The organism is Polaromonas sp., assembly GCF_029945895.1.
Taxonomy (GTDB): domain Bacteria; phylum Pseudomonadota; class Gammaproteobacteria; order Burkholderiales; family Burkholderiaceae_C; genus Polaromonas.
In genome coordinates this window covers 20,481-41,451 of sequence record NZ_JAQSDL010000122.1, presented here as the reverse complement: position 1 = coordinate 41,451, position 20,971 = coordinate 20,481, and the positions used below count along the sequence as shown (strand labels likewise).

Below are 20,971 nucleotides of genomic sequence, written 5' to 3'. Positions count from 1 at the left end.
ACGCTATCAATAAAATAGCTGCCCGCGCAATCAGGGCAAGGGCTGCAGCCATTTTTTACTCATAGACAATCTGTGCCAGCCCCTGGTCGGCCTGCGCCATCCAGCTGGCGAGCGCCGCATCGGTCGGAAAAAACTTCGCAGCCTCGCCGAGCTGCAGCTCAGCCACCACGCTGTCGCGCTTGAGGCTCAGGCGCACCGGCAGGCCGCGGCTGACCTCGCCCTGCTCCGACATCTCCTTGCGCGGAGGAAAGTCCCGCACGATGCGCTGCACATCCGGCGCGCTGCCGTTGACCGCCACGCGCAGATACTTGCCGAAGCGGCAGCGCGCCGACTCCAGGCTCCAGACCTGGGTGACCTTGAAACGGCGACCGAAACGCTCCGACGCCGGCTGCAACGTGCCTTGCACGATCACCAGTTCGTCGTCTTTCAGCAGGTTGCGGTTGGCATTGAAGGTGGCCTCGTCCACCGAGGCTTCCAGCGTGTCGGTCTTGTCGTCGAGCTTGAAGATGATCAGCTTGCCCCGGTTGCCGTTGATCACGCGCAGGTCGCTGACGATGGCCGCCAGCAGGGTCTGGTCGCGCGAATCAATCAGGTCGTCGATCTTGCGCTTGACGAACTGCCGCACCTCGGTTTCGACCTCGTCGAACAGGTGTCCGGACAGGTAAAAGCCGATCGCGGTTTTCTCCTGCACCAGGCGCGCCTTCACGCCGAAAGGCACGGCCTCCACCAGCGGCGGCTCCTGGGTGCTGGCCGCATGCGAGTCCATGTCGAACAGGCCGCCCTGGTTGACGTTGGCCTCGGCCTGGGCGGCAAATTCAAAAGCCCGGTCCACCGAGGAGAGCAGCGAAGCGCGGTTCAGTTGCAGGTTGTCGAAGGCGCCGGCCTTGATCAGGGCTTCGACCGTACGCTTGTTCATTTTCGACTTGTCGACACGCAGGCAGAAGTCAAACAGCGAGGTAAAGGGTCCACCCGCCTCGCGCGCCGCCACGATGGCGGCAATCGCCTGCTGGCCGGTACCCTTGACCGCGCCCAGGCCGTAACGGATGCTGGTGTTGCTGATCGGCTCGAAGCGGTAGTGACCCCGGTTGACGTCGGGCGACTCGAAGCTGATGCCCATCTTCTGCGCGTCGCCGAACAGGATCTTGAGTTTGTCGGTGTCGCCCATTTCGACGGTCATGTTGGCGCAGAAGAACTCGGCCGTGTAGTGGCGCTTGAGCCAGGCGGTGTGGTAGGCCAGCAAGGCGTAAGCGGCCGAATGCGACTTGTTGAAGCCGTAGCCGGCGAACTTCTCCATCAGGTCGAAAACCTCGTCGGCTTTTTCCTGCGTCAGGCCGTTGACACCGGCGCCCTTGCGGAAAATCTCCCGCTGCGAGGCCATCTCCTTTTCGTCCTTCTTGCCCATCGCGCGGCGCAGCATGTCGGCGCCGCCCAGCGAATAACCGCCCAGGATCTGCGCGGTCTGCATCACCTGCTCCTGGTAGACCATGATGCCGTAGGTCTCTTCCAGGATGGGCTTGACGCGCGGGTCCGGGTACTCGGGCGTTTCCTTGCCCTGCTTGCGCGCGATATAAGTCGGGATCAGGTCCATCGGACCCGGCCGGTAGAGCGCATTCATCGCGATCAGATCTTCGAGACGGTTCGGGCGGGCGTCCTTGAGCATGCGCTGCATGCCGATACTTTCAAACTGGAACACGGCCTCGGTCTTGCCCTCGGCAAACAGCGCGTAGACGCGCTGGTCGTCCAGCGGCAGGTTCTCGAACCTGAAGTCCTTCTGCGCCGGATGCCGCTGGACGATGAACTCGCGCGCAAGCTCCAGAATGGTCAGCGTGGCCAGACCCAGAAAGTCGAACTTGACCAGACCGATGGCCTCGACGTCGTTCTTGTCGAACTGGCTCACGGCCGAGGTGCTGCCGGGCTGCAGGTAGAGCGGGCAGAAATCGGTGAGCTTGCCAGGTGCAATGAGCACACCGCCGGCGTGCATGCCGACGTTGCGCGTCAGGCCCTCGAGCTTGCGCGCGAGTTCCAGCAGGGTGCGCACATCTTCTTCCTTGGCCTCACGCTCGGCCAGCACCGGTTCAGCCTCCAGCGCGTAGACCATCTTGTCGTTTTTCTTGCGGTCGGCGGGCACCAGCTGCAGGGTCACAGCCTGACCGGGCTTGTTGGGCACCAGCTTGGAGATGCCATCACAAAAGCCATAGGAAAAATCGAGCACCCGTCCCACGTCACGAATCGCGGCCCGAGCGGCCATGGTGCCAAAGGTCACGATCTGGCTGACCGCCGCGTGACCGTACTTGTCCTTCACGTAATCAATCACGCGGTCGCGATTGGTCTGGCAGAAGTCGATGTCGAAGTCGGGCATGGACACCCGCTCGGGATTCAGGAAACGCTCGAACAGCAGGTTGTACTGCAAAGGGTCCAGGTCGGTGATCTTCAGCGAATACGCCACCAGCGAACCGGCGCCGGAGCCCCGGCCCGGCCCGACCGGACAGCCGTTGTTCTTGGCCCAGTTGATGAAGTCACCCACAATCAAGAAGTAACCCGGGAACCCCATCTTCAGGATGGTGTTGATCTCGAACTCCAGCCGCTCCACGTATTGCGGCCGCTTTTCATCGCGCACCTTCTCGTTGGGATACAGGTGGGTAAGCCGCTCTTCCAGCCCCTGAAAAGAAGCGTAGCGAAAGTATTCGTCGGGGGACATGCGTACGCCGTCCACTTCGGGCGTGGGGTACTCGGGCAGCATGGGCTTGCCGAGATCAAGCTTGAGGTTGCAGCGTTTGGCGATTTCCAGCGTGTTGGCCAGGGCCGACGGCAAATCCGAAAACAGCTCGGCCATCTGCGCCGAGGACTTGAAATACTGTTCGCGCGTGAACTTGCGAACACGGCGCGCGTTGCCGAGAATCTCGCCCTCGGCGATGCACACGCGCGCCTCATGGGCCTCGTAGTCCTCGTAACCCAGAAATTGCACCGGATGCGTCGCCACCACCGGCAGCTTGAGGCGGGCGGCCAGTTGCACCGCCGCAGCCACATGCTGCTCGTCGTCAGCGCGTTGCGCGCGCTGAAGTTCCAGGTAAAAACGGTGCGGAAACAGACCCGCAAAATGCAGCGCACATTCCAGCGCCCGCGGGCCGTCCCCCTGCACCAGCGCCTGCCCTACCGCGCCACCCTGCGCCCCGGACAGGGCAATCAGGCCCTCGCCGAGTTCCTGCAGCCACTCCAGGCTGATGACGGCCTGGTCGCGCACCACGCCCCGGGTCCAGGCCCGGGTCAGCAATTCCGAAAGATTCAGGTAGCCCTGGCGGTTTTGCACCAGCAGCAGCAGCCGCGCCGGCGCCGCACCTGCTTCCTTGCCCGGCACCTGCACCCACACATCGGCACCGATCAGCGGCTTGACGCCGGCACCGCGCGTTTGCTTGTAGAACTTGACCGTGCCAAACAGGTTGCTCAGGTCGGTGATGGCCAGCGCGGGCTGGCGGTCGGCCGCTGCGGCGGCCACGATTTCATCGATGCGGTTGGTGCCATCGACGACTGAAAACTCGGTGTGGATACGTAAATGGACAAACATGGTTCATTTTAGGGCGTGGATGTTGCCCCCACGGTCGTTCACTGCGTGTAACTCCCGAGGCCTTGCAGGCCGCGGCTTGCGAGACGCTTCGCCTCTGTCGCCCGTCCAAAGTTGCGCAGGCAGCTTTGGAGCCGCAGGCTCCAGCCCCTCGCGGGCCGCGGCTTGAATTAAAGGCCTCCCCCTACAATTCCGGCATCATGAAAGTTCTGAACATTGCCGCCTACAAGTTTGTGGCCCTCGAAGGCCTGGACGGACTACAGGCCGGGATGCGCGATGCGCTGGAGATCCGCGCCATCAAAGGCACGGTGCTCCTGGCCAACGAGGGCATCAACCTGTTCCTGGCCGCGCCGCGCGCCGACATTCATGACTTTTTGGAGTGGTTGCGGCGCGATGAGCGCTTTTATGACCTCGAGGTCAAGGAAAGCTGGTCCAACGCCCAGCCGTTTCGCAAGCTGCTGGTCCGGATCCGGCCCGAAATCATCCGAATGAACCACCCGGCGATCCAGCCCGCAGCCGGGCGCGCTCCGGCGGTGGATGCCTTGACGCTCAAACGCTGGCTCGATACCGGCCACGACGATGCGGGCCGGCCCGTCGTGACCCTGGACACCCGCAATGCCTTTGAGGTCGACGTCGGTACCTTCCGGCACGCCATCGACTGGCGCATCGACAAATTCACCGATTTTCCGCAGGCCCTGCTGGCGCATCACGCCGAGCTCGAAGGCAAGACTGTTGTCAGCTTCTGCACAGGTGGCATACGCTGCGAAAAAGCCGCGATTTTCATGCGCGAAGCCAGTGTGGAACATGTGTTCCAGCTCGATGGCGGCATTCTGAAATATTTTGAGGAAGTGGGGCACGCGCACTTCGACGGAGAATGTTTTGTTTTCGACGATCGCCGGGCGGTGAACCCGGCGCTGGCGCCCAGGGTCGATGTCGGCGTCTTGTCTGACAGGCAGCCAGCGAAAACCATGAAAAGCTGTCCGGTCATCTGACTTCCATCGGTGGACGCCATGCCTTCTCCTTCTCCTTCTTCCCGTGCCGCTCAATACACCCAGCCTGCAGACGGTTCGGCCAGCAAACTCCGCAGCCGCTTTGAACAGATTCGTGCGCAAACCGAGGCACTGACGGCCCCTCTGAGTGCGGAAGATTGCCAGCTCCAGTCCATGCCGGATGCCAGCCCTGCCAAATGGCATCTGGCCCATCTGACCTGGTTTTTCGAGACCTTCATCCTTGAGCGCTTCGAGCCGGATTTCAAACCCTTTGACGCCGGTTTCCGGGTGCTGTTCAACAGTTATTACAACGGCGTCGGCGACAAATACCCCCGTCCGAAACGCGGGCTGATCAGTCGTCCCGCGTTCGACGAAGTGCTGGCCTATCGGGCAGAGGTCGATGAGCGAGTCCTGGCGCTGCTGGCCCGGCGCCCGAACGATTCGGAACTGGAAACGCTGCTCACGCTGGGCCTGCACCATGAGCAGCAACACCAGGAGCTGCTGCTGACCGACATCAAGCACGCCCTGTCCTTCAATCCGGGGCGGCCAGCCTATGCCGGGCACTGGCCGCTGGCCGGCATCAGCCCGCAACCACTGCGCTGGACGGGCTTTGAAGGCGGCCTGCTGGAGCATGGCTTCGACCCAGGGCTGGACGGTGCCTTTGCCTTTGACAACGAGACGCCACGTCACAAGGTGTATGTGGCGCCGTTTGAAATCGGCCATCGGCTGGTGACCAACGGGGAGATGATGGCTTTCATGGCGGACGGCGGTTACCGGCGTCCCGAGCTGTGGCTCGCCATGGGCTGGGACTGGGCGCAGGCCACAGGCGCGGCCATGCCGCTGTACTGGCAGGTGCCAGACACGCAAAACGGCCCGTATCGCAACTTCACGCTGCAGGGTCTGGTCCAGGTGGACCCGCACACGCCGGTTTGTCACCTCAGCTATTTCGAGGCCGACGCCTATGCGCGATGGGCCGGCGCGCGCCTGCCGACGGAGTTTGAATGGGAGCTGGCCGCGCGCGGTGTGCCGGCCCCGCCCGGCCAGCGGGCCGAAGGCAACTTCGTGGAAACCGGGGCCTACCATCCGATTCCGTTGCAGCAGCGCAGCGCAGGCCACCCGGCCCAGATGTTTGGCGATGTCTGGGAGTGGACACAGTCCAACTACAACCCCTATCCTGGCTACAAGCCGTGGGAGGGCCTGGTCGGCGAGTACAACGGAAAATTCATGTGCAACCAGTTCGTGCTGCGCGGCGGCTCCTGCGCCACACCGCAAAGCCATGTGCGAGCAAGCTACCGCAATTTTTTTCCGCCGGAGGCGCAGTGGCAGTTCAGCGGCCTGCGCCTGGCACGCGACTCCGCTGCCGCGTAAAACTCAGTTTTCGGCAAAGCGGCGCTCGGGCAGGGCAATCAGCTCTGCATCGCCCGACACCTGGCCCATGGTCTGTGCCTCCCAGTCGCGCGAGGCCTGCACAATGCGCTCCTTGCGGCTGGACACAAAGTTCCACCACATGAAGCGATGGCCATCGAGCGCATCGCCGCCTATCACCATCAGCCGCGTGGCCTGGCCGGCCAGCAAAGTCACTGCGACGCCCGGCGCCAGGACCGCCAGCCCGTGGGCCGGCAAGCGCTGCGCGTCGATCGTGATGTCGCCGTCCACCGCGTACACCGCCAGTTCCTGCGCCAGCGGCTGCAGTTCGAACGCCTGACCAGCCTCAAGTTGAACATCAAGGTACAGCGTGGGCGCAAAGGTTCTGACCGGCGATTTCCGGCCAAAAGCCTCACCGATCAGGACACGCACCCCGGTGCCGGCGAGCACCAGTGACGGGATCGCCTCGGCCGGTGTGTGTTCAAAATCGGGCGCCACCTCTTCAAATTCCCGCGGCAGCGCGGCCCAGAGCTGGATGCCATGGTTGACGTAGGTGGTGGATTTCAGGTCCAGAGGCGCGCGTTCGGAATGCACGATACCCCGCCCCGCCGTCATCCAGTTGATGGCGCCGGGCGTGATGCGCTGCTCGAAACCCAGGCTGTCGCGGTGCATGATGGCGCCGTCAAACAAATAGCTTACCGTCGCCAGCCCGATGTGCGGGTGCGGGCGCACGTCGTGCGAAGCTCCCGGGGCGAGCGTGACCGGTCCGAAATGGTCAAAAAACACGAAGGGGCCCACCGCCTGCCGCTGCACCGCTGGCAGCAGGCGGCGCACACGAAAGCCGCCCCCGAGGTCCTTGTCGTGTCCGGTCAATATGAGGTCAACAGGCATGGTGGCAACTCCAGAGCGTGATCCAGTCGGTGGGTGAGGTCAGGCGTGGAATTTTCCGGCCACATCGGCCACGCGCTGGCCGAACAACCGCGCCGTGGCAAGGTCGCCCGCGGCCATCTCGCTGGCGCCTGCGTCGGAAGGCGACTGCGCAATCGCACCGCTGTAGGACACCAGGTAGTTGATGTCGTCGCGCCGGGCGGCCTTGCTGTTGGACGGCATCAGGCCCTGGCTGACCCAGACCATGCCATGCTGCATCGCGAGCGTGAACAGCGTGGTGAGCGTGCCCTGCTTGTCGCCGTTCATGCCGGCGCTGTTGGTGAAACCGGCGGCCAGCTTGTCTTTCCATTCCTGGCTGAACCAGGGTTTGGAGGATGCGTCGGCAAACTTCTTGAACTGCCAGCTCACATTGCCCATGTAGGTGGGCGAACCGAAGATGATGGCGTCGGCAGCCTTCAGTTGCTCCCAGCCGCCCTCGGGAAGGTTGCCGTCGGCGTCGATGGCCAGCAGCTCGGCGCTCGCGCCTTCCGCCACCGCCTGCGCCATGCGCTGGGTATGCCCGTAACCGGAATGGTAAACAACGACGATGTTGGTCATGATTTGTTGTCCTTGGATTCAGAAGAGGAAAAAGCCGGAAGACCGGAAGAAGAAGAAGAAGAAGAAGAAGAAGAAGAAGAAGGAAACAGGCAGGCCGGCCCTGAAGCCGGCCTGCAGGCACCTCGCGGCGTGCCGCTATCAGCTCTTGAGCTTGGCGTCCACGCTCCAGGCACCGGCACCCCAGGCGGCGATGGTCAGCAGGCCACCGACCACGGCGATGTTCTTGAAGAAGGCCTGTTGCTGCATCATGACCTGCTCCGCAGGCACGGACCAGAAGGCGTGAAAGATGAAGGTGATCACCACGGTGAACAGGGCAATACCGAGCGCCGCCCAGCGGGTCTGCAAGCCGATCAGCAGCAGCAGGCCCAGACCGAGCTCGACCGCGATGGCGATCGCCGCGGCCACTTCCGGCAGAGGCACGCCCTTGGAAGCGATGTAGCCTGCCGTTCCAGTGAATCCGGCGATCTTGCTGAAGCCGGCCGGAACAAACAGCAGGGCGATCAGTAGGCGACCAAGGAAAGAAAGCGGGTTTTGCAGTGAGTTGAGCATGGGGAGTCCTTTTTTGTTGAGAGTGGTGAAAGAAAAAATCGAATCGAAGCGCCCGGCCGCGCAGGCGCCGGGCCGCTTCCGCGTTCAGGCTGCCAGGTCGAAAACCAGTACCTCTGCGGCCTTGCCATGGCCCAACTGCAGCTGGCTCTCGGCTTCAAGCTGGAGGGCATCCCCTGCCTTCAGAGGCAGGCCATTGACCTGGAGTTCCCCGCGCACCAGGTGCACATAGGTGTTGCGTTGCGGGTTCAGCGCCAGGTCGGCCGCTTCGTCGCCGTCGAACAGGCCCGCATACATGCTGGCGTCCGCATGAATCTTCACGGAGCCCTGCGCGCCGTCGGCCGAGGCCACCAGCCGCAGCGTGCCGCGCTTGTCGCTGTCGGGAAAGCTTTTCTGCTCGTAGCTGGGCGGGATGCCTGTGACATTGGGCTCAATCCATATCTGCAGGAAATGCGTGGTCTGGCCATCGGCGTGATTGAACTCGCTGTGCTGCACCCCGGTGCCCGCACTCATGCGCTGAACGTCACCGGGCGGGATGCCCTTGACGTTGCCCATGCTGTCCTTGTGCGCCAGTTCGCCGCTCAGCACATAACTGATGATTTCCATGTCCCGGTGGCCGTGTGTGCCGAAACCCCGTCCGGCGGCAATGCGGTCTTCATTGATGACACGCAGGTTGCCAAAACCCATGTGGGCCGGGTCGTAATAGCCGGCAAACGAAAAGGAATGGAAGGACTTGAGCCAGCCGTGGTCGGCATAGCCGCGTTCGCTGGAAGATCGGGGGGTCATCATCGGGTGCTCCTTTCAGGGTGCGTTTGCAATGACTCCAATGTAGGGGCCGGCGCGTCGGTGGCCATTGCAGTTATTTGATGGCATCATTCAAATTATTTGAACTACCACCCCATCAATGAACAACCGTGTGCGCGATGCGCTGACACCCGAAACCATAGGCCTGATCGGCACTGTGCACCGCACCGGCAGCATGGCGGCGGCCGCACGCGAGCTCGGCGTGGTGCCCAGCGCACTGACCTACCGCATTCGCCAGGTGGAAGATGCGCTGGATGTGCTGCTGTTTGACCGCTCCTCGCGGCAGGCCAGACTGACCGAGGCGGGCAAGGAGCTGCTGCGCGAAGGCACGCGCCTGCTGGCTGAACTCGACGCGGTGGCCAACCGCGTCAAACGCGTGGCCACCGGGTGGGAGCCCCAGTTGACCCTGGCGGTGGACAGCGTGATTTCGCGCACCACGGTGATGGAGTTGTGCGAGGCCTTTTTTGCGCTGAACCCGCCCACCCGCCTGCGGCTGCGGGAAGAAGCCCTGTCGGGCACGCTCGAAGCCCTCACCTCGGGCCAGGCCGATCTGGCCATTGGCGTGGCCATCGAGCCCGGCCTGCACAAGTCAGTGCAGAGCAAGCCGCTGGGCAGCATCCATTTCATTTACGCCGTCGCGCCCCACCATCCGCTGGCGCAGGCGCCCGAACCCGTCACCGATGCCATGCTGATGCCTTACCGGGCGGTCGCGGTCGCCGACTCGGTGCAGCGCGGAAGCGGTATCTCGGTCGGGTTGCTGGGCGGCCAGGACATCTTCACCGTACCGGGCATGCAGGAAAAACTCGATGCGCAGTTGCGTGGCCTGGGGGGAGGCTTTCTGCCCGAGTACCTGGCACGGCCCCACATCGTCACCGGCAGGCTGGTTGAAAAGCGCGTACAGCGGGCGGAACGCCTGATTCCCGTCAGTTATGCCTGGCGCCGCGTGACCAGCGGCAACGAGGGCCGCGCACTGCAGTGGTGGCTCAAGCAGCTGGACAGTCCCGCGACGCGAAAGGCCCTTCTGGAGCGCGACCATGCTGTGTAAAACCCTGCCTCGCGGCAAATGTCCGGTCGGCCGGTCGCGCCAGCGTGTAGAGTGTGATCATGATTTCCATTGATGTTTGTGCTGTGCTGCCAGAATCCGGGAAAGCCCGCCTCCGGGGCGAGCCGGCCAACCACCCCTTTCACCCCGCCATAAAAAGTACAAAGACATGACCAAAAAGCCCCGTTCCGCCCCCCCCGCCACGCCTGTGCCACGCCATATCGCCGTGGTCGGCGCGGGCATGGCCGGCATCGCCTGCGCCCGCACCCTGATGCAGGCGGGCAACCGCGTCACGGTGTTTGAAAAAAGCCGCGGCCCCGGCGGCCGCATGGCCACGCGCAACACTGAATTTGGCGGCTTTGACCACGGCACGCAGTACTTCACCGTGCGTGATGCACGCTTCGAAAAGGCGCTGACCACCAGCCCCGGCCTGGTGCGGCCCTGGAGCGCCAACACCGTGCGCATCCTCGACGAGGCCGGCCGTGTCGTGGCGTCCGCGCCGCCACCCAAGGAAGCCCACTGGGTGGCGACACCGGGCATGAGCGCGCTGCTCAAGCAGTGGGCCCAGCCGCTGGCTGCCGCTGGCTTGCTGACGCTGGAAACCCAGGTCATCCGGATGGAACGCGACAAGCTGCACCCCGAGCGCTGGCAGCTGCAGACCGAAGGCCCGGGCGCCGGCAGCCAGGTGTATTCCGGCTTTGACGCCGTGGTGCTGGCTGTGCCCGCGCCGCAGGCGCACGCCTTGCTGCTCAGCTCCCAGCAAGGCAAGGCGCTGATGCCGCCCCTCGCCGGTGTGGCCATCGCCCCCTGCTGGACCCTGATGCTGGCTTTTCCGCAAGGGCAGCAGCCGACACTGCCGCACCTGGGGCCGCAGTGGAACGCGGCGCGCAGCACCCACCACCGCATTGCCTGGCTGGCGCGCGAATCGTCCAAGCCGGGGCGCAGCCCCATCGAACGCTGGACCGTGCAGGCCAGCCCGGAGTGGTCCACGCGGCACCTGGAAGACGACGACGAGCGCATCAAGGCCAAGCTGCTCAGGGCCTTCACCGAGGTCACCGGCATCCGCGCCGAGCCGCCGCACGCCGTGGTGCACCGCTGGCGTTATGCGCAAACCACCGAACCGCTGGGCCAGAGCCATCTGTGGGATGCCAAATCGCGCATCGGCAGTTGCGGCGACTGGTGCGTCGGTCATCGGGTTGAAGATGCGTTTGTCTCCGGTCTGGAAATGGCGCTGGCCATTTGTTAGCCCCAAAAAATAGCCCCACGTTCGTTCTCTGCGTGTAACTCTCTGCACCCCGAAAGGCCCGCTGCACCTGCGGCCCGGCGGAGCCGGTTCCGCGGCCCCTGCTTGAAGGGACAAGCACATGCAAACTTTGGTCAGTGGTCTTCCCGCTCGCTATATCGGTCGATTTGCCCCTTCTCCGACGGGACCGCTACACGCCGGCTCCCTGGTCGCCGCGCTGGCGAGCTGGCTGGACGCACGGGCGCATGGCGGCCAGTGGCTGGTGCGTATCGAAGACATTGACACGCCGCGCTGCGTGCCCGGCACCGACACGCTGATCCTGCAGCAGCTGGCCGCCTGCGGGCTGCACCCGGATGCGCCGCCGCTGTACCAGTCACAGCGAGGCAGCCACTACCAGGCCGCACTGGACCCACTGATTGCCGCCCACCTCGCCTACCCCTGCGCCTGCACACGGCAGGACATTGAGCGGGCGCTGGCCGAACGTGGACAGGCGCGGCCGCGCCACGGCGAGCTGGTGTACCCCGGCACCTGCCGCCACGGCCTGCAGGGTCGTCCCGCACGCGCGTGGCGCTTCCTCACTGAAACTATCAAGCCCAATCGGCCGCCAGCCCTTGCTACGTGGGCGCAAGCAGCTCCTGATTCGGTAGCAGACCAGCTTGTCCACTGGCAGGACCGCCGGCTCGGCGCGCAGCAGCAGGACGTCGCGCAGGTGGTTGGCGACTTCGTGCTCAGGCGCGCCGACGGCCTGTGGGCCTACCAGCTGGCGGTGGTGGTGGACGACGCCGCGCAGGGCATCACCGACATCGTTCGCGGGGAAGACCTGGCCGACAACACGGCGCGGCAAATCATGCTGCAGCGCGCACTGGGCTTGCCACTGCCGCGTTACCTGCATACGCCGCTGGTGCTCGGAGCCAACGGCGAAAAGCTGTCCAAACAGAACGGTGCCAGCGCACTGGACCTCACCCAACCGCTGCAGGCACTGGATGAGGCCGGGCAGGTACTCGGTCTTCCCGCAGGCCTGTCTGCGCGCACGCCCGCTGACTGGCTGCAGCAGGCGGTAGCCCTCTGGGGCCGGGCGACTAAAATTGAGCGGTGATTGAATCCCCCACCACCCCACTTCCGCCCGCTCCGCCAGAAGACGCTTCACCAGACGCCAGCCGGATGCGCACCATCCGCAGCTTTGTCCTGCGCACCGGCCGCACCACGGCCGGCCAGGCCAGGGCTTTTGCAGACGCGGGGCCAAAGTTTCTATTGCCCTATTCGGAGGCGCCGCTGGACGTCCAGGCTGCGTTCGGACGTGTCGCGCCCAGCGTCCTGGAGATCGGCTTCGGCATGGGTGAAGCCACGGCGCATATTGCGGCGTTGATGCCCGAAAAAAACTTTCTATGCTGCGAAGTGCACACGCCCGGCGTCGGCGCCTTGCTCAAACGCATTGGCGAACAGCAGCTGGAAAACATCCGCATCCTGCAACACGATGCGGTGCAGGTGCTGGACCACATGCTGCTGCCCGGCAGCCTGGACGGCGCGCACATTTTTTTTCCCGATCCCTGGCACAAGAAAAAACACAACAAGCGCCGCTTGATCCAGGCGCCGCTGGTGTCCAAACTCGCGGCGCGCCTCAAGCCCGGCGGCTACCTGCACTGCGCCACCGACTGGCAGCCTTACGCCGAGCAGATTCTTGACGTCCTCAAGGCAGAGCCTATGCTGAAAAACACGGCGGACAGTGCCGACGGTTATGCCGCCAAGCCCGACTACCGGCCACTCACCAAGTTCGAAAACCGCGGCATCAAGCTCGGGCATGGGGTCTGGGACGTGGTGTTCACGCGTGTCCAAGCCCCTTAAAACTGCAGAAGCCCAGGCCCGTACGGCCGCCGAGGCTCTCTCTTTGCCAGCAGGGGCGGCGGATCTGGCTTTGCCAGTCCGCAGGCGCAACGCCCCCTCGGGGGGAAGCGCAGTACGCGAAGCGACAAGCGTGGGGGCTAATAAATTCGGCGGCCTGCCTACGCGCGAAGGGGTTGGCCCGAGTTGTGTCAGCCTGCCTGCCGGCAACTGGCCCACCATCACCGAGTTTCTGGTCCAGCGTTTTCCCGACATCGCGCGTACAACGTGGCTCGAACGCATGGCCGCGGGTGAGCTTGTCGATGAGTTTGGCGAGGCCGTCACGCCGGCGCGCGCCTACCGCGGCCACATGCGGCTGTATTACTACCGCACCCTGCCAGCGGAGACCCGCATTCCCTTTGACGAAGACCTGCTGTTCCAGGACGACCATCTGGTCGTGGTCGACAAGCCGCACTTTTTGCCGGTCACACCCTCCGGCCACTACCTGCAGGAAACCCTGCTGGTGCGCCTGAAAAACCGGCTGGGCATCGCGGAACTCAGTCCCATCCACAGGATTGACCGCGAAACGGCGGGGCTGGTGCTGTTTTCAGTGCAAGCGCAGGAGCGCGCTGCCTACCAGGACCTGTTCCGCCAACGCGAGGTCAGCAAATGGTATGAAGCCATCGCGCCATGGCACCCCGAGCTGACGTTTCCGCGTGTCTGTACCAGCCGCATCGTGGAAGGCCAGCCCTTTTTCCGCCAGGCCGAAGTGGTCGGCGTAGCGAACAGCGAAACCCGCATCGAGTTGCTCGAAGTCAGCGGGTCGCTGGCACGTTACGGCCTGAGCCCCGTCACCGGCAAGAAGCACCAGCTGCGTGTGCACATGTATGCACTGGGCCTGCCCATCGTCAATGATCGCGTCTACCCGCCACTGGACCCGACGCCCAAGGACGACTACCGCTACCCCTTGCAGCTGCTGGCGCAGGCCATCAGCTTCGACGATCCCTTCACCGGCCAGCGACGGCAGTTCAGCAGCAAGCGGCGGCTGGATCTCCCCTGAGCGCCGCCCTTTCCCGGGGGTGTTCAGTCAAGCAGGGGCCCCGGAACCGGCTCTGCCGGGCCGCAGGCGCAGCGGCCCCCTCGAGGGGGGCAGCGCAGTACACGCATTGACAAGCGTGGGGGCTCAAACCTCTTTCGCGGTGATCTGGTACTTGAAGTCGTCCGGCGCGTAGGAGTCGAAACGCCCGCCAGCGTTTTCACCCACCGGGTACATGAAAAAGCCCAGCTTCTCGAGTTTCGAATTCGGCAAGGCAATGTCGTGGGCGGTGTTGTAGGCCATCCAGTTGCCTTCCCAGCCGCCAAACAGCGCCTTGTTGACCGGGGCCACCACCGGATCGGTGGTGTTCTTGATCCAGTCGGCCGTTTCCAGGCGCATCACCTTGGCCACGTCAGCCGGGTCCATCGCTACCCAGCCGTAACCCTTGAGGAACACTTCCGAGCGGCAGTGCTGCGAGCCCTTGAGGCTGACGGGGTTGCCGCTGAGCTCCTTGTAGCCAAAGGCTGAAGGCACCAGGCGGATGCCGTACACGTCGCGCGCCGGAATGCCCACCGAGCGGCACAGGCCGACAAACAGCGCATTCAGGTCGGCGCACTTGCCGCCCAGGTTGCCGGTTTCCAGCATGGTCTTGATGTCGCCCTCACCGCAGCCGCGCACCTTGGGGTCGCGGTAGGTGTTGGCCACGATCCAGTCGTACAGCTTCTGCGTTTTTTCGACGTCGGTTTTTGCGCCGGCGATGGCCTTTTGCGCCGTCGTGCGCACGATGCCGTCGGTAGGCAGGAATTTCGTCGGGCGGGTGAAGTAGCGCAGCGTGTCCGCATCTTCACGCACCGCGGTTTTGTGCGACCAGTCGACGGCACGGCCCTGGGTTTGCACGCGGCTCGTCAGCTCGACAAAAGGCTGGCTCTGGCCCGCGTCGAATTCGGCATAAAGCATCTTGGCGCCATCCACACCGTCGTCGGTCAGATCGGTTTTGCCGTTGCTCGAAAAGCTGTTGCCCTGCGAACGCTGATAGTCGCTGTTGACCGATGGAATCGGCAGCCATACCCTGGTCACGCCCTGGGGCTTGACGATGTCGACGCGCGTCGTCACGTCAAAGGTTCGCCAGGCGCCACTCTGGGGCGCAAAGAGGCGGCGGGGCGCGGCTTGGGCGAAGCTGAGCGCAGGCAATGCAGCCGCCATGGCAGCTGCAGCGGTATTTTTCAGGAAGGTACGGCGTACGGTGGTCATCAAAAAGAACTCCGGTAGGTGGTTGGGCAGACGTGAACGGGCATGAGAAGGTGCACCGGGATGTCCGTGCGGCGCAAGGCAGAAGGGGTGCGCCGAGACGCAATTATGGCGGCTTTCCTCCTGTCGGTCCCGGCGGTGGAAATGACTCGGTTATATTTCCCGGGCAACCTCAAGGCGTCTGGCGCGCCACCAAAGTTGCGGGCTCCCACGATAACGAAACACAAAAAGCCGGAGACGATGGCATGGGCAAATCGGGCACACCACCAGCGGGGCCGCAAGGCATCATGATTCGCGCGCCCGCCGACCAGGGGCAGACGCTGGCGGCAGTGCTGACGCGGCTGGACGCGCAGGACCTGGCTCACTGCGTGCTCAGCACGGAAGGTGAGGATGACGCGGGCCACTTCATCCGGATCAGTCTGAATGCGGAACAGGTCGATGCCTGGGCACCCGGCTACGACACCCTCGGGCTGGACCGCAGGCTGCAGCTCGATACCGGGGACAAACCGGCTGACCTGACACGCGAGATCGTTGCAGCCATGCTGATGGGGCCGGTGGCCTTTGAATTCCCCAGCTTGGATGAACTGGCGTCCGCCGTCCGTATTCGCCACAACATCGTGCGTGCGGCCCGCAAGACCAGCCTGTCCTTTCACACCAGCCAGGCCGAACGGCCGCAGGACTGCTGGACCTACAAGGAGGACATCGGCTTCGTCATCCGGCCCGGCGTGTCGCTGCTTACCGCCCTGGCCAAGGCGACCCAGCCCGAGGTCTCGGGCGCGCTCTATTCGTTTTCCTGTTACCGCGCCACCGAATACGTGATGTTGCTGGGCATTGCCGAAGAACTGGCGCATTGCAACCCGGCCCTGTATGCGCAGCTGCAGGCGCTGTGGGGCGCCCGGCCCATCATGTCGGGCCAGTTTCATGATGTTTTCCTGCGCGAACAGGGTTCGATGCAGGCACCCCTGCCCCCGCATTATTTTGTGCCGGGCGACAGGACCTGGTTCCGCAATCCCGACGAAGCCTCGGCCGAGGCGTCCGGCTACGAGGGCTCCTGGGTGATCTACCTCGGCGGCGGCCTGTTCAGCAACTTCTGGAAACGCCAGCAGCCCTACACGCTCGCCGACAAATGCCTGGAGATTTACCAGTGGCGCAATGCGCTGTACCGCGACGCGGAAGGCCATGAACGTGTCGACGAAGCCAAAGTGGCCACACTGGTGGCGGCAGCACAACAGGATGCGTCCGGGCTTGCACACATTCTGGCCCTGATGCAGCGTTATCGCGAACCGCGCGGCGTGTACCACGACGGCGGCTGCCTCGACACCACACGCGAGTTTGCGCGCTGGGTCTGCCCGGGTACGTCGGACCTCGTCCTGCCTCTGGAATGAAGCGGCTCAGCTTTTAAGCAGGGCCTCAATCCACTGGGCAGCGGCAGCGCCGGTCCAGTCGAGCTCGCCTTGCACGCGCTGGCGCGGCAGGCCCTGCCGGTCCACCAGCACCGTGGTGGGAAACACCTTGACGCCCCAGGCTCGTGCCGTCTGGCCCTGGGGGTCCAGCAAGACGGGCAAGCTCAGCCCGGTCCTGGCTGCGAACTGAATGGCGCGTGTCGGGTGTTCCTTGAAATTGATCGCCAGTACCAGCAACTTGTCGGGTCCGTAGAAGTCAGCGATTTGCTGCAGCGTTGGCATTTCCGCGCGACAGGGTTCGCACCAGCTGGCCCAGAAATTGAGCAGCACGACGCGGCCCCGAAGGTCGGACAGGCGCCACGTCTTGCCCTGGGTGTCCACCGCTTGCAGTGGTGGCACAGCGCCCTGCCAGGGGGAGAGGTCATAGGCGGGCTCGGTTGCAGCCCCGGCAGGGCGAGCGGCCAGCGTGGCCAGGCCCGCCAGTGCGGCGAATTGCAGGAACTGGCGCCGGGGCGCTTGGGTGTGTAATAAAGAAGGCATGGACGCGACCAAGATTAACAGGTCGGCAGTAACCAGGCACGGCGGGGGACAACACGCCAGAAACTCGACGCCGCTGGTGCTATTTCACGCAAGGCGAAACAGTCCTACAACGGCAGCCCCGGAGCTGCGGTAAATTCCGATAACCAACACAGGCCCACCGGCTGCACCGATTTTGAACCTCCCCCTCAAACACCCAAAGCTGGCCCTCGCGCCTGCATCACCGCAGTTCATCGACCAATATCAGCAGACTGCACCCGGCCGGTCGCCTGCCGCAGCAGTGGAGCCTGCAGCAGTGGAGCTTGCTGAAGGACTGAATGCCGTGTCGGCCACAGTGGCACCCAAATATTTTTACGACACGCTGGGGTCGCAGCTGTTTGAGGCCATCACCCGGCTCGACGAGTACTACCCGACACGCACCGAAGCCGGCATTTTCGACGCAGCCTCCGGCGACTTTGCGGCCACCCTGGCGGGAGCCGGCATCGGGCACCCCTGCCTGATTGACCTGGGTGCCGGAAGCTGTGCCAAGGCTACACGCCTGATCCCGCACCTGCAACCGCGGCAATATGTGCCCGTCGATATTTCGGTGGACTTCCTGCGCGAGGCCGCTGAGCAGGTACAAAGCACCTTTCCTGCGCTGGACATCGTCGGGGTGGGCATGGACTTTTCTGCCGGGCTGGCGCTGCCGCCGCAAGTGCAGCGGGACAACCGGGTATTTTTCTACCCGGGCTCGAGCCTGGGAAATTTTTCACCCGCCGAGGCGCAGGCGTTTTTGCAACGCCTCGCCGATCCGGCACAAGGCGCCGCGCGTGGCCTGCTGCTCGGCATCGACCTGGTCAAGGACAAGGCCACGCTCGAGGCCGCCTACGACGATTCGCTCGGGGTCACCGCGGCGTTCAACAAAAACGTGTTGCGCCATGTCAATACCTTGCTGGGATCAGACTTTGACGTTCACCAATGGCGCCACATTGCGCTTTTCAATGAAGCAGAATCCCGCATCGAGATGCATCTGCAGGCGCTGCACAACCTGACTGTGCGCTGGCCTGGTGGCGAACGTCGTTTCCGCGGCGGTGAACGCATTCACACGGAAAGCTCCTGCAAGTACACGGTGGCGTCCATGTCGGCCCTGCTGCGGCGGGCTGGTTTCAAGCAAATCAGTTACTGGACCGATCCGAAGGACTGGTTCGCGGTGTTTTGGGCGGCGGCCTAGCCGCTGTCCCGCGCGAGGGCTTCGGTCGAAATTGTCCTTGATTCGTCCGGCAAGGATCTGCCAGCATGTGCTGAAAGCAAAGACGGCATGGACAGGGCTGGCACGAACGGTCGTTTCCCGTTCGTCGTTGCGGTTCGATCAAAAAATACAAGAAAATCGGTCGCAGCCCTTATTCCACGGGCGTCATCAGCTATCAACAAGATAGCAAATAGATCGCCCTACTCGACCCGGGAAATCGCCGCCGGCTTGAAGCCCAGATCCGCCGCCTTGCCCTTGCGCCCGCGAGCGGCCCTGGCATTGTTCAGGCTGCGGATCTCCAGCGTTTCCTCGCGCTCCTTGCCACCGCGGCCAATGCCGTCGATCTTCACGCTGCGCGTATACGCCGCCGCGCCGGCCAGGGTGTCCTTGGCATCAAGGTCGATCAGCATCAGGCCGCGGCCACCGGCGGCCTGGGTCTTGAGTTCGCTGATCTCGAAGGTCAGGATGCGCCCGCCGGTGGAGGCGCAGGCCACGTGGGTGGCCGGGTTCAGGGGCGAAGAGCCGCTGTTGCCCGCAACATGCGAGGGTTTGCAGATCGCCTCGCCTTCAGCGCAGCTGATGAAGGCCTTTCCGGCCTTCAGGCGCGATGTCATGTTTTCCACCGTGGCCAGGAAACCATAGCCACCGCTGCCGCTGAGCAGCAAGGTGGCGCCCGCAGGCCCGGCGAAATAATGCGCCGGGTGGGTGCCAGTCTCCAGATCGATCAGCGTGGTCACCGGCTGCCCATCGCCACGGGCGCCGGGCAACATGGCGACCGGGATCGAATAGACCCGGCCCGTGCCTTTGGTCGCCGTGCCGAACACCAGCAGCGTATCGACGGTGCGGCATTCAAACGTGCCGTACAGGCCGTCACCCGACTTGAAGGCAAAACTGGCCGCATCGTGGCCGTGGCCGCTGCGCGCGCGCACCCAGCCCTTGGCACTGACGACCACGGTGACCGGCTCGTCGAGCACCTTGACTTCGAGCACGGCTTTTTTCTCGGCCTGGATCAGGGTACGGCGCGGATCGGCAAACTGCTTCGCGTCCGCCTCGATTTCCTTGATCATCAGGCGGCGCAAGGCGACCGGGTTGCCGAGGATTTCCTCGAGTTTGCCCTGCTCTTCACGCAGGTTCTTGAGCTCCTGCTCGATCTTGATGGCCTCGAGCCGCGCCAGTTGGCGCAGCCGGATTTCAAGAATGTCTTCGGCCTGCCGGTCGCTGAGCCGGAAACGGGCGATCAGCGCCGCCTTGGGCTCGTCAGACTGGCGGATGATGGCGATCACCTCGTCGATGTTGAGCAGCACCAGCTGCCGGCCCTCGAGGATGTGGATGCGGTCCAGCACCTTGTTCAGGCGGTGCTGCGAACGCCGCTCTATCGTGGTCTGGCGAAAGGAGATCCACTCCTGCAGCATTTGCCGCAACGTCTTCTGCGTCGGCCGGCCGTCCAGCCCGATCATGGTCAGGTTGATGCTGGCCGAGCTTTCCAGGCTGGTGTGCGCCAGCAAGGTCGTGATCAGCTCGGACTGCTCGATGCGGCTGGTCTTGGGTTCGAACACCAGGCGCACGGCCGCGTCCTTGCTCGACTCGTCGCGCACCACGTCGAGCACGGCCAGCACCGTCTGCTTGAGCTGGACCTGGTCCAGGCTCAGGGCCTTCTTGCCGGCCTTGATTTTCGGGTTGGTGATCTCTTCGATTTCTTCCAGCACACGCTGAGTGCTGACGCCGGGCGGCAGCTCCTGCACCACCAGTTGCCACTGGCCGCGCGCCAGGTCTTCAATCTTCCAGCGGGCGCGCACCTTGAGCGAGCCGCGGCCCGTGCTGTAGGCCGCCGCAATATCGGCCGCCGTCGAAATGATCTGGCCGCCGCCCGGGTAGTCGGGCCCGGCGATCAGCGTGTACAGCTCGTCGTCTGAAAGCTTGGGGGACTTGATCAGCGCGATGCAGGCGTCGGCGATCTCGCGCAGGTTGTGGCTGGGAATTTCGGTGGCCAGGCCCACGGCAATGCCGCTGGCGCCGTTGAGCAGGGTGAAAGGCAGGCGCGCCGGCAACTGCTTTGGCTCCTCGAACGAGCCGTCGTAATTCGGCACGAAATCGACCGTGCCTTCGTCGAGTTCGTCCAGCAGTAGCGTGGTGATTTTTGCCAGCCGCGCCTCGGTGTAACGCATGGCAGCCGCGCCGTCGCCGTCACGGCTGCCGAAGTTGCCCTGGCCGTCGATCAACGGGTAACGCTGGCTGAAGTCCTGCGCCATGCGCACCATCGCGTCATAGGCCGCCTGGTCGCCGTGTGGATGGTATTTGCCGAGTACGTCACCGACCACGCGTGCGCTTTTGACCGGCTTGGCGCCGCCGGCGCCGGAAAAACCCAGCCCCATGCGTGCCATGGCAAACATGATGCGCCGCTGCACCGGCTTCTGGCCGTCGCAGACATCGGGCAAAGCCCGACCCTTGACCACGCTGAGCGCGTATTCGAGGTAGGCACGCTGGGCATAGGCGGCCAGCGATTCCTGGTCAGGGACGTCGGAAGGGGAAGGCGGGGCAGGCGTAAAAAGATCGTCCATCGGGGTTCAAACTGCAAAAAGGATAGCGGTCAAAAGGGGGTGGCGGGACCGATGGCTGGCCGCCGCAGGGGATTATGGCCCGATGTGCCGGCGCTGCCCGCCGGTGCGGG

17 protein-coding genes are annotated in these 20,971 nt (G+C 64.1%); 9 read left to right on the top strand and 8 right to left on the bottom strand.

The window, feature by feature from the left end; translation table 11 throughout:
• Positions 1 to 55: 55 nt before the first annotated feature.
• Positions 56 to 3,562: a DNA polymerase III subunit alpha gene (gene dnaE / locus PSV33_RS19570; RefSeq protein WP_300564396.1), complete on the bottom strand. Its 3,507-nt coding sequence runs from the start codon at positions 3,560 to 3,562 to the stop codon at positions 56 to 58.
• Between the two features lie 197 nt (positions 3,563 to 3,759).
• Here dnaE and PSV33_RS19565 point away from each other — a divergent pair, with 197 nt between their 5' ends.
• Positions 3,760 to 4,551, top strand: coding sequence for a sulfurtransferase (locus PSV33_RS19565; RefSeq protein ID WP_300564394.1), 792 nt, complete (start codon positions 3,760 to 3,762; stop codon positions 4,549 to 4,551).
• 18 nt (positions 4,552 to 4,569) lie between these two features.
• Positions 4,570 to 5,916 carry an ergothioneine biosynthesis protein EgtB gene (gene egtB, locus PSV33_RS19560; RefSeq protein ID WP_300564392.1) on the top strand — a complete coding sequence of 449 codons (1,347 nt, stop codon included), beginning with the start codon at positions 4,570 to 4,572 and terminating at the stop codon, positions 5,914 to 5,916.
• 3 nt (positions 5,917 to 5,919) lie between these two features.
• Here the strand turns inward: egtB and PSV33_RS19555 are convergent, their stop codons facing one another.
• The 4 genes from PSV33_RS19555 to PSV33_RS19540 form a co-directional block, all read right to left on the bottom strand.
• The gene (locus PSV33_RS19555) at positions 5,920 to 6,804 is read right to left on the bottom strand and encodes a pirin family protein (RefSeq protein ID WP_300564391.1); all 885 of its coding nucleotides are present in this window, start codon (positions 6,802 to 6,804) and stop codon (positions 5,920 to 5,922) included.
• Between the two features lie 39 nt (positions 6,805 to 6,843).
• The gene (locus PSV33_RS19550) at positions 6,844 to 7,398 is read right to left on the bottom strand and encodes a flavodoxin family protein (RefSeq protein WP_300564389.1); all 555 of its coding nucleotides are present in this window, start codon (positions 7,396 to 7,398) and stop codon (positions 6,844 to 6,846) included.
• Between the two features lie 138 nt (positions 7,399 to 7,536).
• On the bottom strand, positions 7,537 to 7,947 hold the full coding sequence (locus PSV33_RS19545) for a DoxX family protein (RefSeq protein WP_300564387.1): 411 nt from the start codon (positions 7,945 to 7,947) through the stop codon (positions 7,537 to 7,539).
• 84 nt (positions 7,948 to 8,031) lie between these two features.
• Positions 8,032 to 8,733, bottom strand: a complete 702-nt coding sequence (locus PSV33_RS19540; protein ID WP_300564385.1) for a pirin family protein — start codon at positions 8,731 to 8,733, stop codon at positions 8,032 to 8,034.
• A 115-nt stretch (positions 8,734 to 8,848) separates the two neighbouring features.
• Here PSV33_RS19540 and PSV33_RS19535 point away from each other — a divergent pair, with 115 nt between their 5' ends.
• The 5 genes from PSV33_RS19535 to PSV33_RS19515 all read left to right on the top strand — a co-directional run bounded on the left by PSV33_RS19535 (position 8,849) and on the right by PSV33_RS19515 (position 13,911).
• Entirely contained in the window at positions 8,849 to 9,793 is a 945-nt protein-coding gene (locus PSV33_RS19535) for a LysR family transcriptional regulator (RefSeq protein WP_300564383.1), read from the top strand.
• Between the two features lie 166 nt (positions 9,794 to 9,959).
• On the top strand, positions 9,960 to 11,036 hold the full coding sequence (locus PSV33_RS19530) for an FAD-dependent oxidoreductase (RefSeq protein WP_300564381.1): 1,077 nt from the start codon (positions 9,960 to 9,962) through the stop codon (positions 11,034 to 11,036).
• A gap of 118 nt (positions 11,037 to 11,154) precedes the next feature.
• Positions 11,155 to 12,129: a tRNA glutamyl-Q(34) synthetase GluQRS gene (gluQRS, locus tag PSV33_RS19525; RefSeq protein ID WP_300564379.1), complete on the top strand. Its 975-nt coding sequence runs from the start codon at positions 11,155 to 11,157 to the stop codon at positions 12,127 to 12,129.
• Between the two features lie 65 nt (positions 12,130 to 12,194).
• Complete coding sequence (gene trmB / locus PSV33_RS19520) at positions 12,195 to 12,875, top strand: tRNA (guanosine(46)-N7)-methyltransferase TrmB (RefSeq protein WP_366945612.1); 681 nt, start codon at positions 12,195 to 12,197, stop codon at positions 12,873 to 12,875.
• A 130-nt stretch (positions 12,876 to 13,005) separates the two neighbouring features.
• Positions 13,006 to 13,911, top strand: coding sequence for a pseudouridine synthase (locus tag PSV33_RS19515; protein ID WP_300564375.1), 906 nt, complete (start codon positions 13,006 to 13,008; stop codon positions 13,909 to 13,911).
• Positions 13,912 to 14,034: 123 nt separating this feature from the next.
• On the opposite strand, the gene PSV33_RS19510 is transcribed toward PSV33_RS19515, so the two are convergent.
• Complete coding sequence (locus tag PSV33_RS19510) at positions 14,035 to 15,138, bottom strand: transglutaminase-like domain-containing protein (protein ID WP_300564373.1); 1,104 nt, start codon at positions 15,136 to 15,138, stop codon at positions 14,035 to 14,037.
• A gap of 242 nt (positions 15,139 to 15,380) precedes the next feature.
• Here PSV33_RS19510 and PSV33_RS19505 point away from each other — a divergent pair, with 242 nt between their 5' ends.
• Positions 15,381 to 16,520: a hypothetical protein gene (locus PSV33_RS19505; protein ID WP_300564371.1), complete on the top strand. Its 1,140-nt coding sequence runs from the start codon at positions 15,381 to 15,383 to the stop codon at positions 16,518 to 16,520.
• A 6-nt stretch (positions 16,521 to 16,526) separates the two neighbouring features.
• Here PSV33_RS19505 and PSV33_RS19500 read toward each other — a convergent pair whose 3' ends face one another.
• Positions 16,527 to 17,078, bottom strand: coding sequence for a TlpA disulfide reductase family protein (locus PSV33_RS19500; RefSeq protein ID WP_300564369.1), 552 nt, complete (start codon positions 17,076 to 17,078; stop codon positions 16,527 to 16,529).
• Between the two features lie 292 nt (positions 17,079 to 17,370).
• Here PSV33_RS19500 and egtD point away from each other — a divergent pair, with 292 nt between their 5' ends.
• Complete coding sequence (gene egtD, locus PSV33_RS19495) at positions 17,371 to 18,285, top strand: L-histidine N(alpha)-methyltransferase (RefSeq protein WP_300564367.1); 915 nt, start codon at positions 17,371 to 17,373, stop codon at positions 18,283 to 18,285.
• A 218-nt stretch (positions 18,286 to 18,503) separates the two neighbouring features.
• Here the strand turns inward: egtD and parC are convergent, their stop codons facing one another.
• Entirely contained in the window at positions 18,504 to 20,861 is a 2,358-nt protein-coding gene (parC, locus tag PSV33_RS19490) for a DNA topoisomerase IV subunit A (protein ID WP_300564365.1), read from the bottom strand.
• Positions 20,862 to 20,971 lie beyond the last annotated feature (110 nt).

What these genes read in the sequence shown, in the direction of transcription:
- PSV33_RS19505 (WP_300564371.1), top strand. Translation starts at nt 15,381, where the DNA reads ATGGGCAAATCGGGCACACCACCAGCGGGGCCGCAAGGCATCATGATT.
- dnaE (WP_300564396.1), bottom strand. Translation starts at nt 3,562, where the DNA reads ATGTTTGTCCATTTACGTATCCACACCGAGTTTTCAGTCGTCGATGGC.
- PSV33_RS19555 (WP_300564391.1), bottom strand. Translation starts at nt 6,804, where the DNA reads ATGCCTGTTGACCTCATATTGACCGGACACGACAAGGACCTCGGGGGC.
- PSV33_RS19530 (WP_300564381.1), top strand. Translation starts at nt 9,960, where the DNA reads ATGACCAAAAAGCCCCGTTCCGCCCCCCCCGCCACGCCTGTGCCACGC.
- PSV33_RS19500 (WP_300564369.1), bottom strand. Translation starts at nt 17,078, where the DNA reads ATGCCTTCTTTATTACACACCCAAGCGCCCCGGCGCCAGTTCCTGCAA.
- trmB (WP_366945612.1), top strand. Translation starts at nt 12,195, where the DNA reads ATGCGCACCATCCGCAGCTTTGTCCTGCGCACCGGCCGCACCACGGCC.
- PSV33_RS19535 (WP_300564383.1), top strand. Translation starts at nt 8,849, where the DNA reads ATGAACAACCGTGTGCGCGATGCGCTGACACCCGAAACCATAGGCCTG.
- PSV33_RS19565 (WP_300564394.1), top strand. Translation starts at nt 3,760, where the DNA reads ATGAAAGTTCTGAACATTGCCGCCTACAAGTTTGTGGCCCTCGAAGGC.
- gluQRS (WP_300564379.1), top strand. Translation starts at nt 11,155, where the DNA reads ATGCAAACTTTGGTCAGTGGTCTTCCCGCTCGCTATATCGGTCGATTT.
- parC (WP_300564365.1), bottom strand. Translation starts at nt 20,861, where the DNA reads ATGGACGATCTTTTTACGCCTGCCCCGCCTTCCCCTTCCGACGTCCCT.
- PSV33_RS19545 (WP_300564387.1), bottom strand. Translation starts at nt 7,947, where the DNA reads ATGCTCAACTCACTGCAAAACCCGCTTTCTTTCCTTGGTCGCCTACTG.
- PSV33_RS19540 (WP_300564385.1), bottom strand. Translation starts at nt 8,733, where the DNA reads ATGATGACCCCCCGATCTTCCAGCGAACGCGGCTATGCCGACCACGGC.
- PSV33_RS19510 (WP_300564373.1), bottom strand. Translation starts at nt 15,138, where the DNA reads ATGACCACCGTACGCCGTACCTTCCTGAAAAATACCGCTGCAGCTGCC.
- egtB (WP_300564392.1), top strand. Translation starts at nt 4,570, where the DNA reads ATGCCTTCTCCTTCTCCTTCTTCCCGTGCCGCTCAATACACCCAGCCT.
- PSV33_RS19550 (WP_300564389.1), bottom strand. Translation starts at nt 7,398, where the DNA reads ATGACCAACATCGTCGTTGTTTACCATTCCGGTTACGGGCATACCCAG.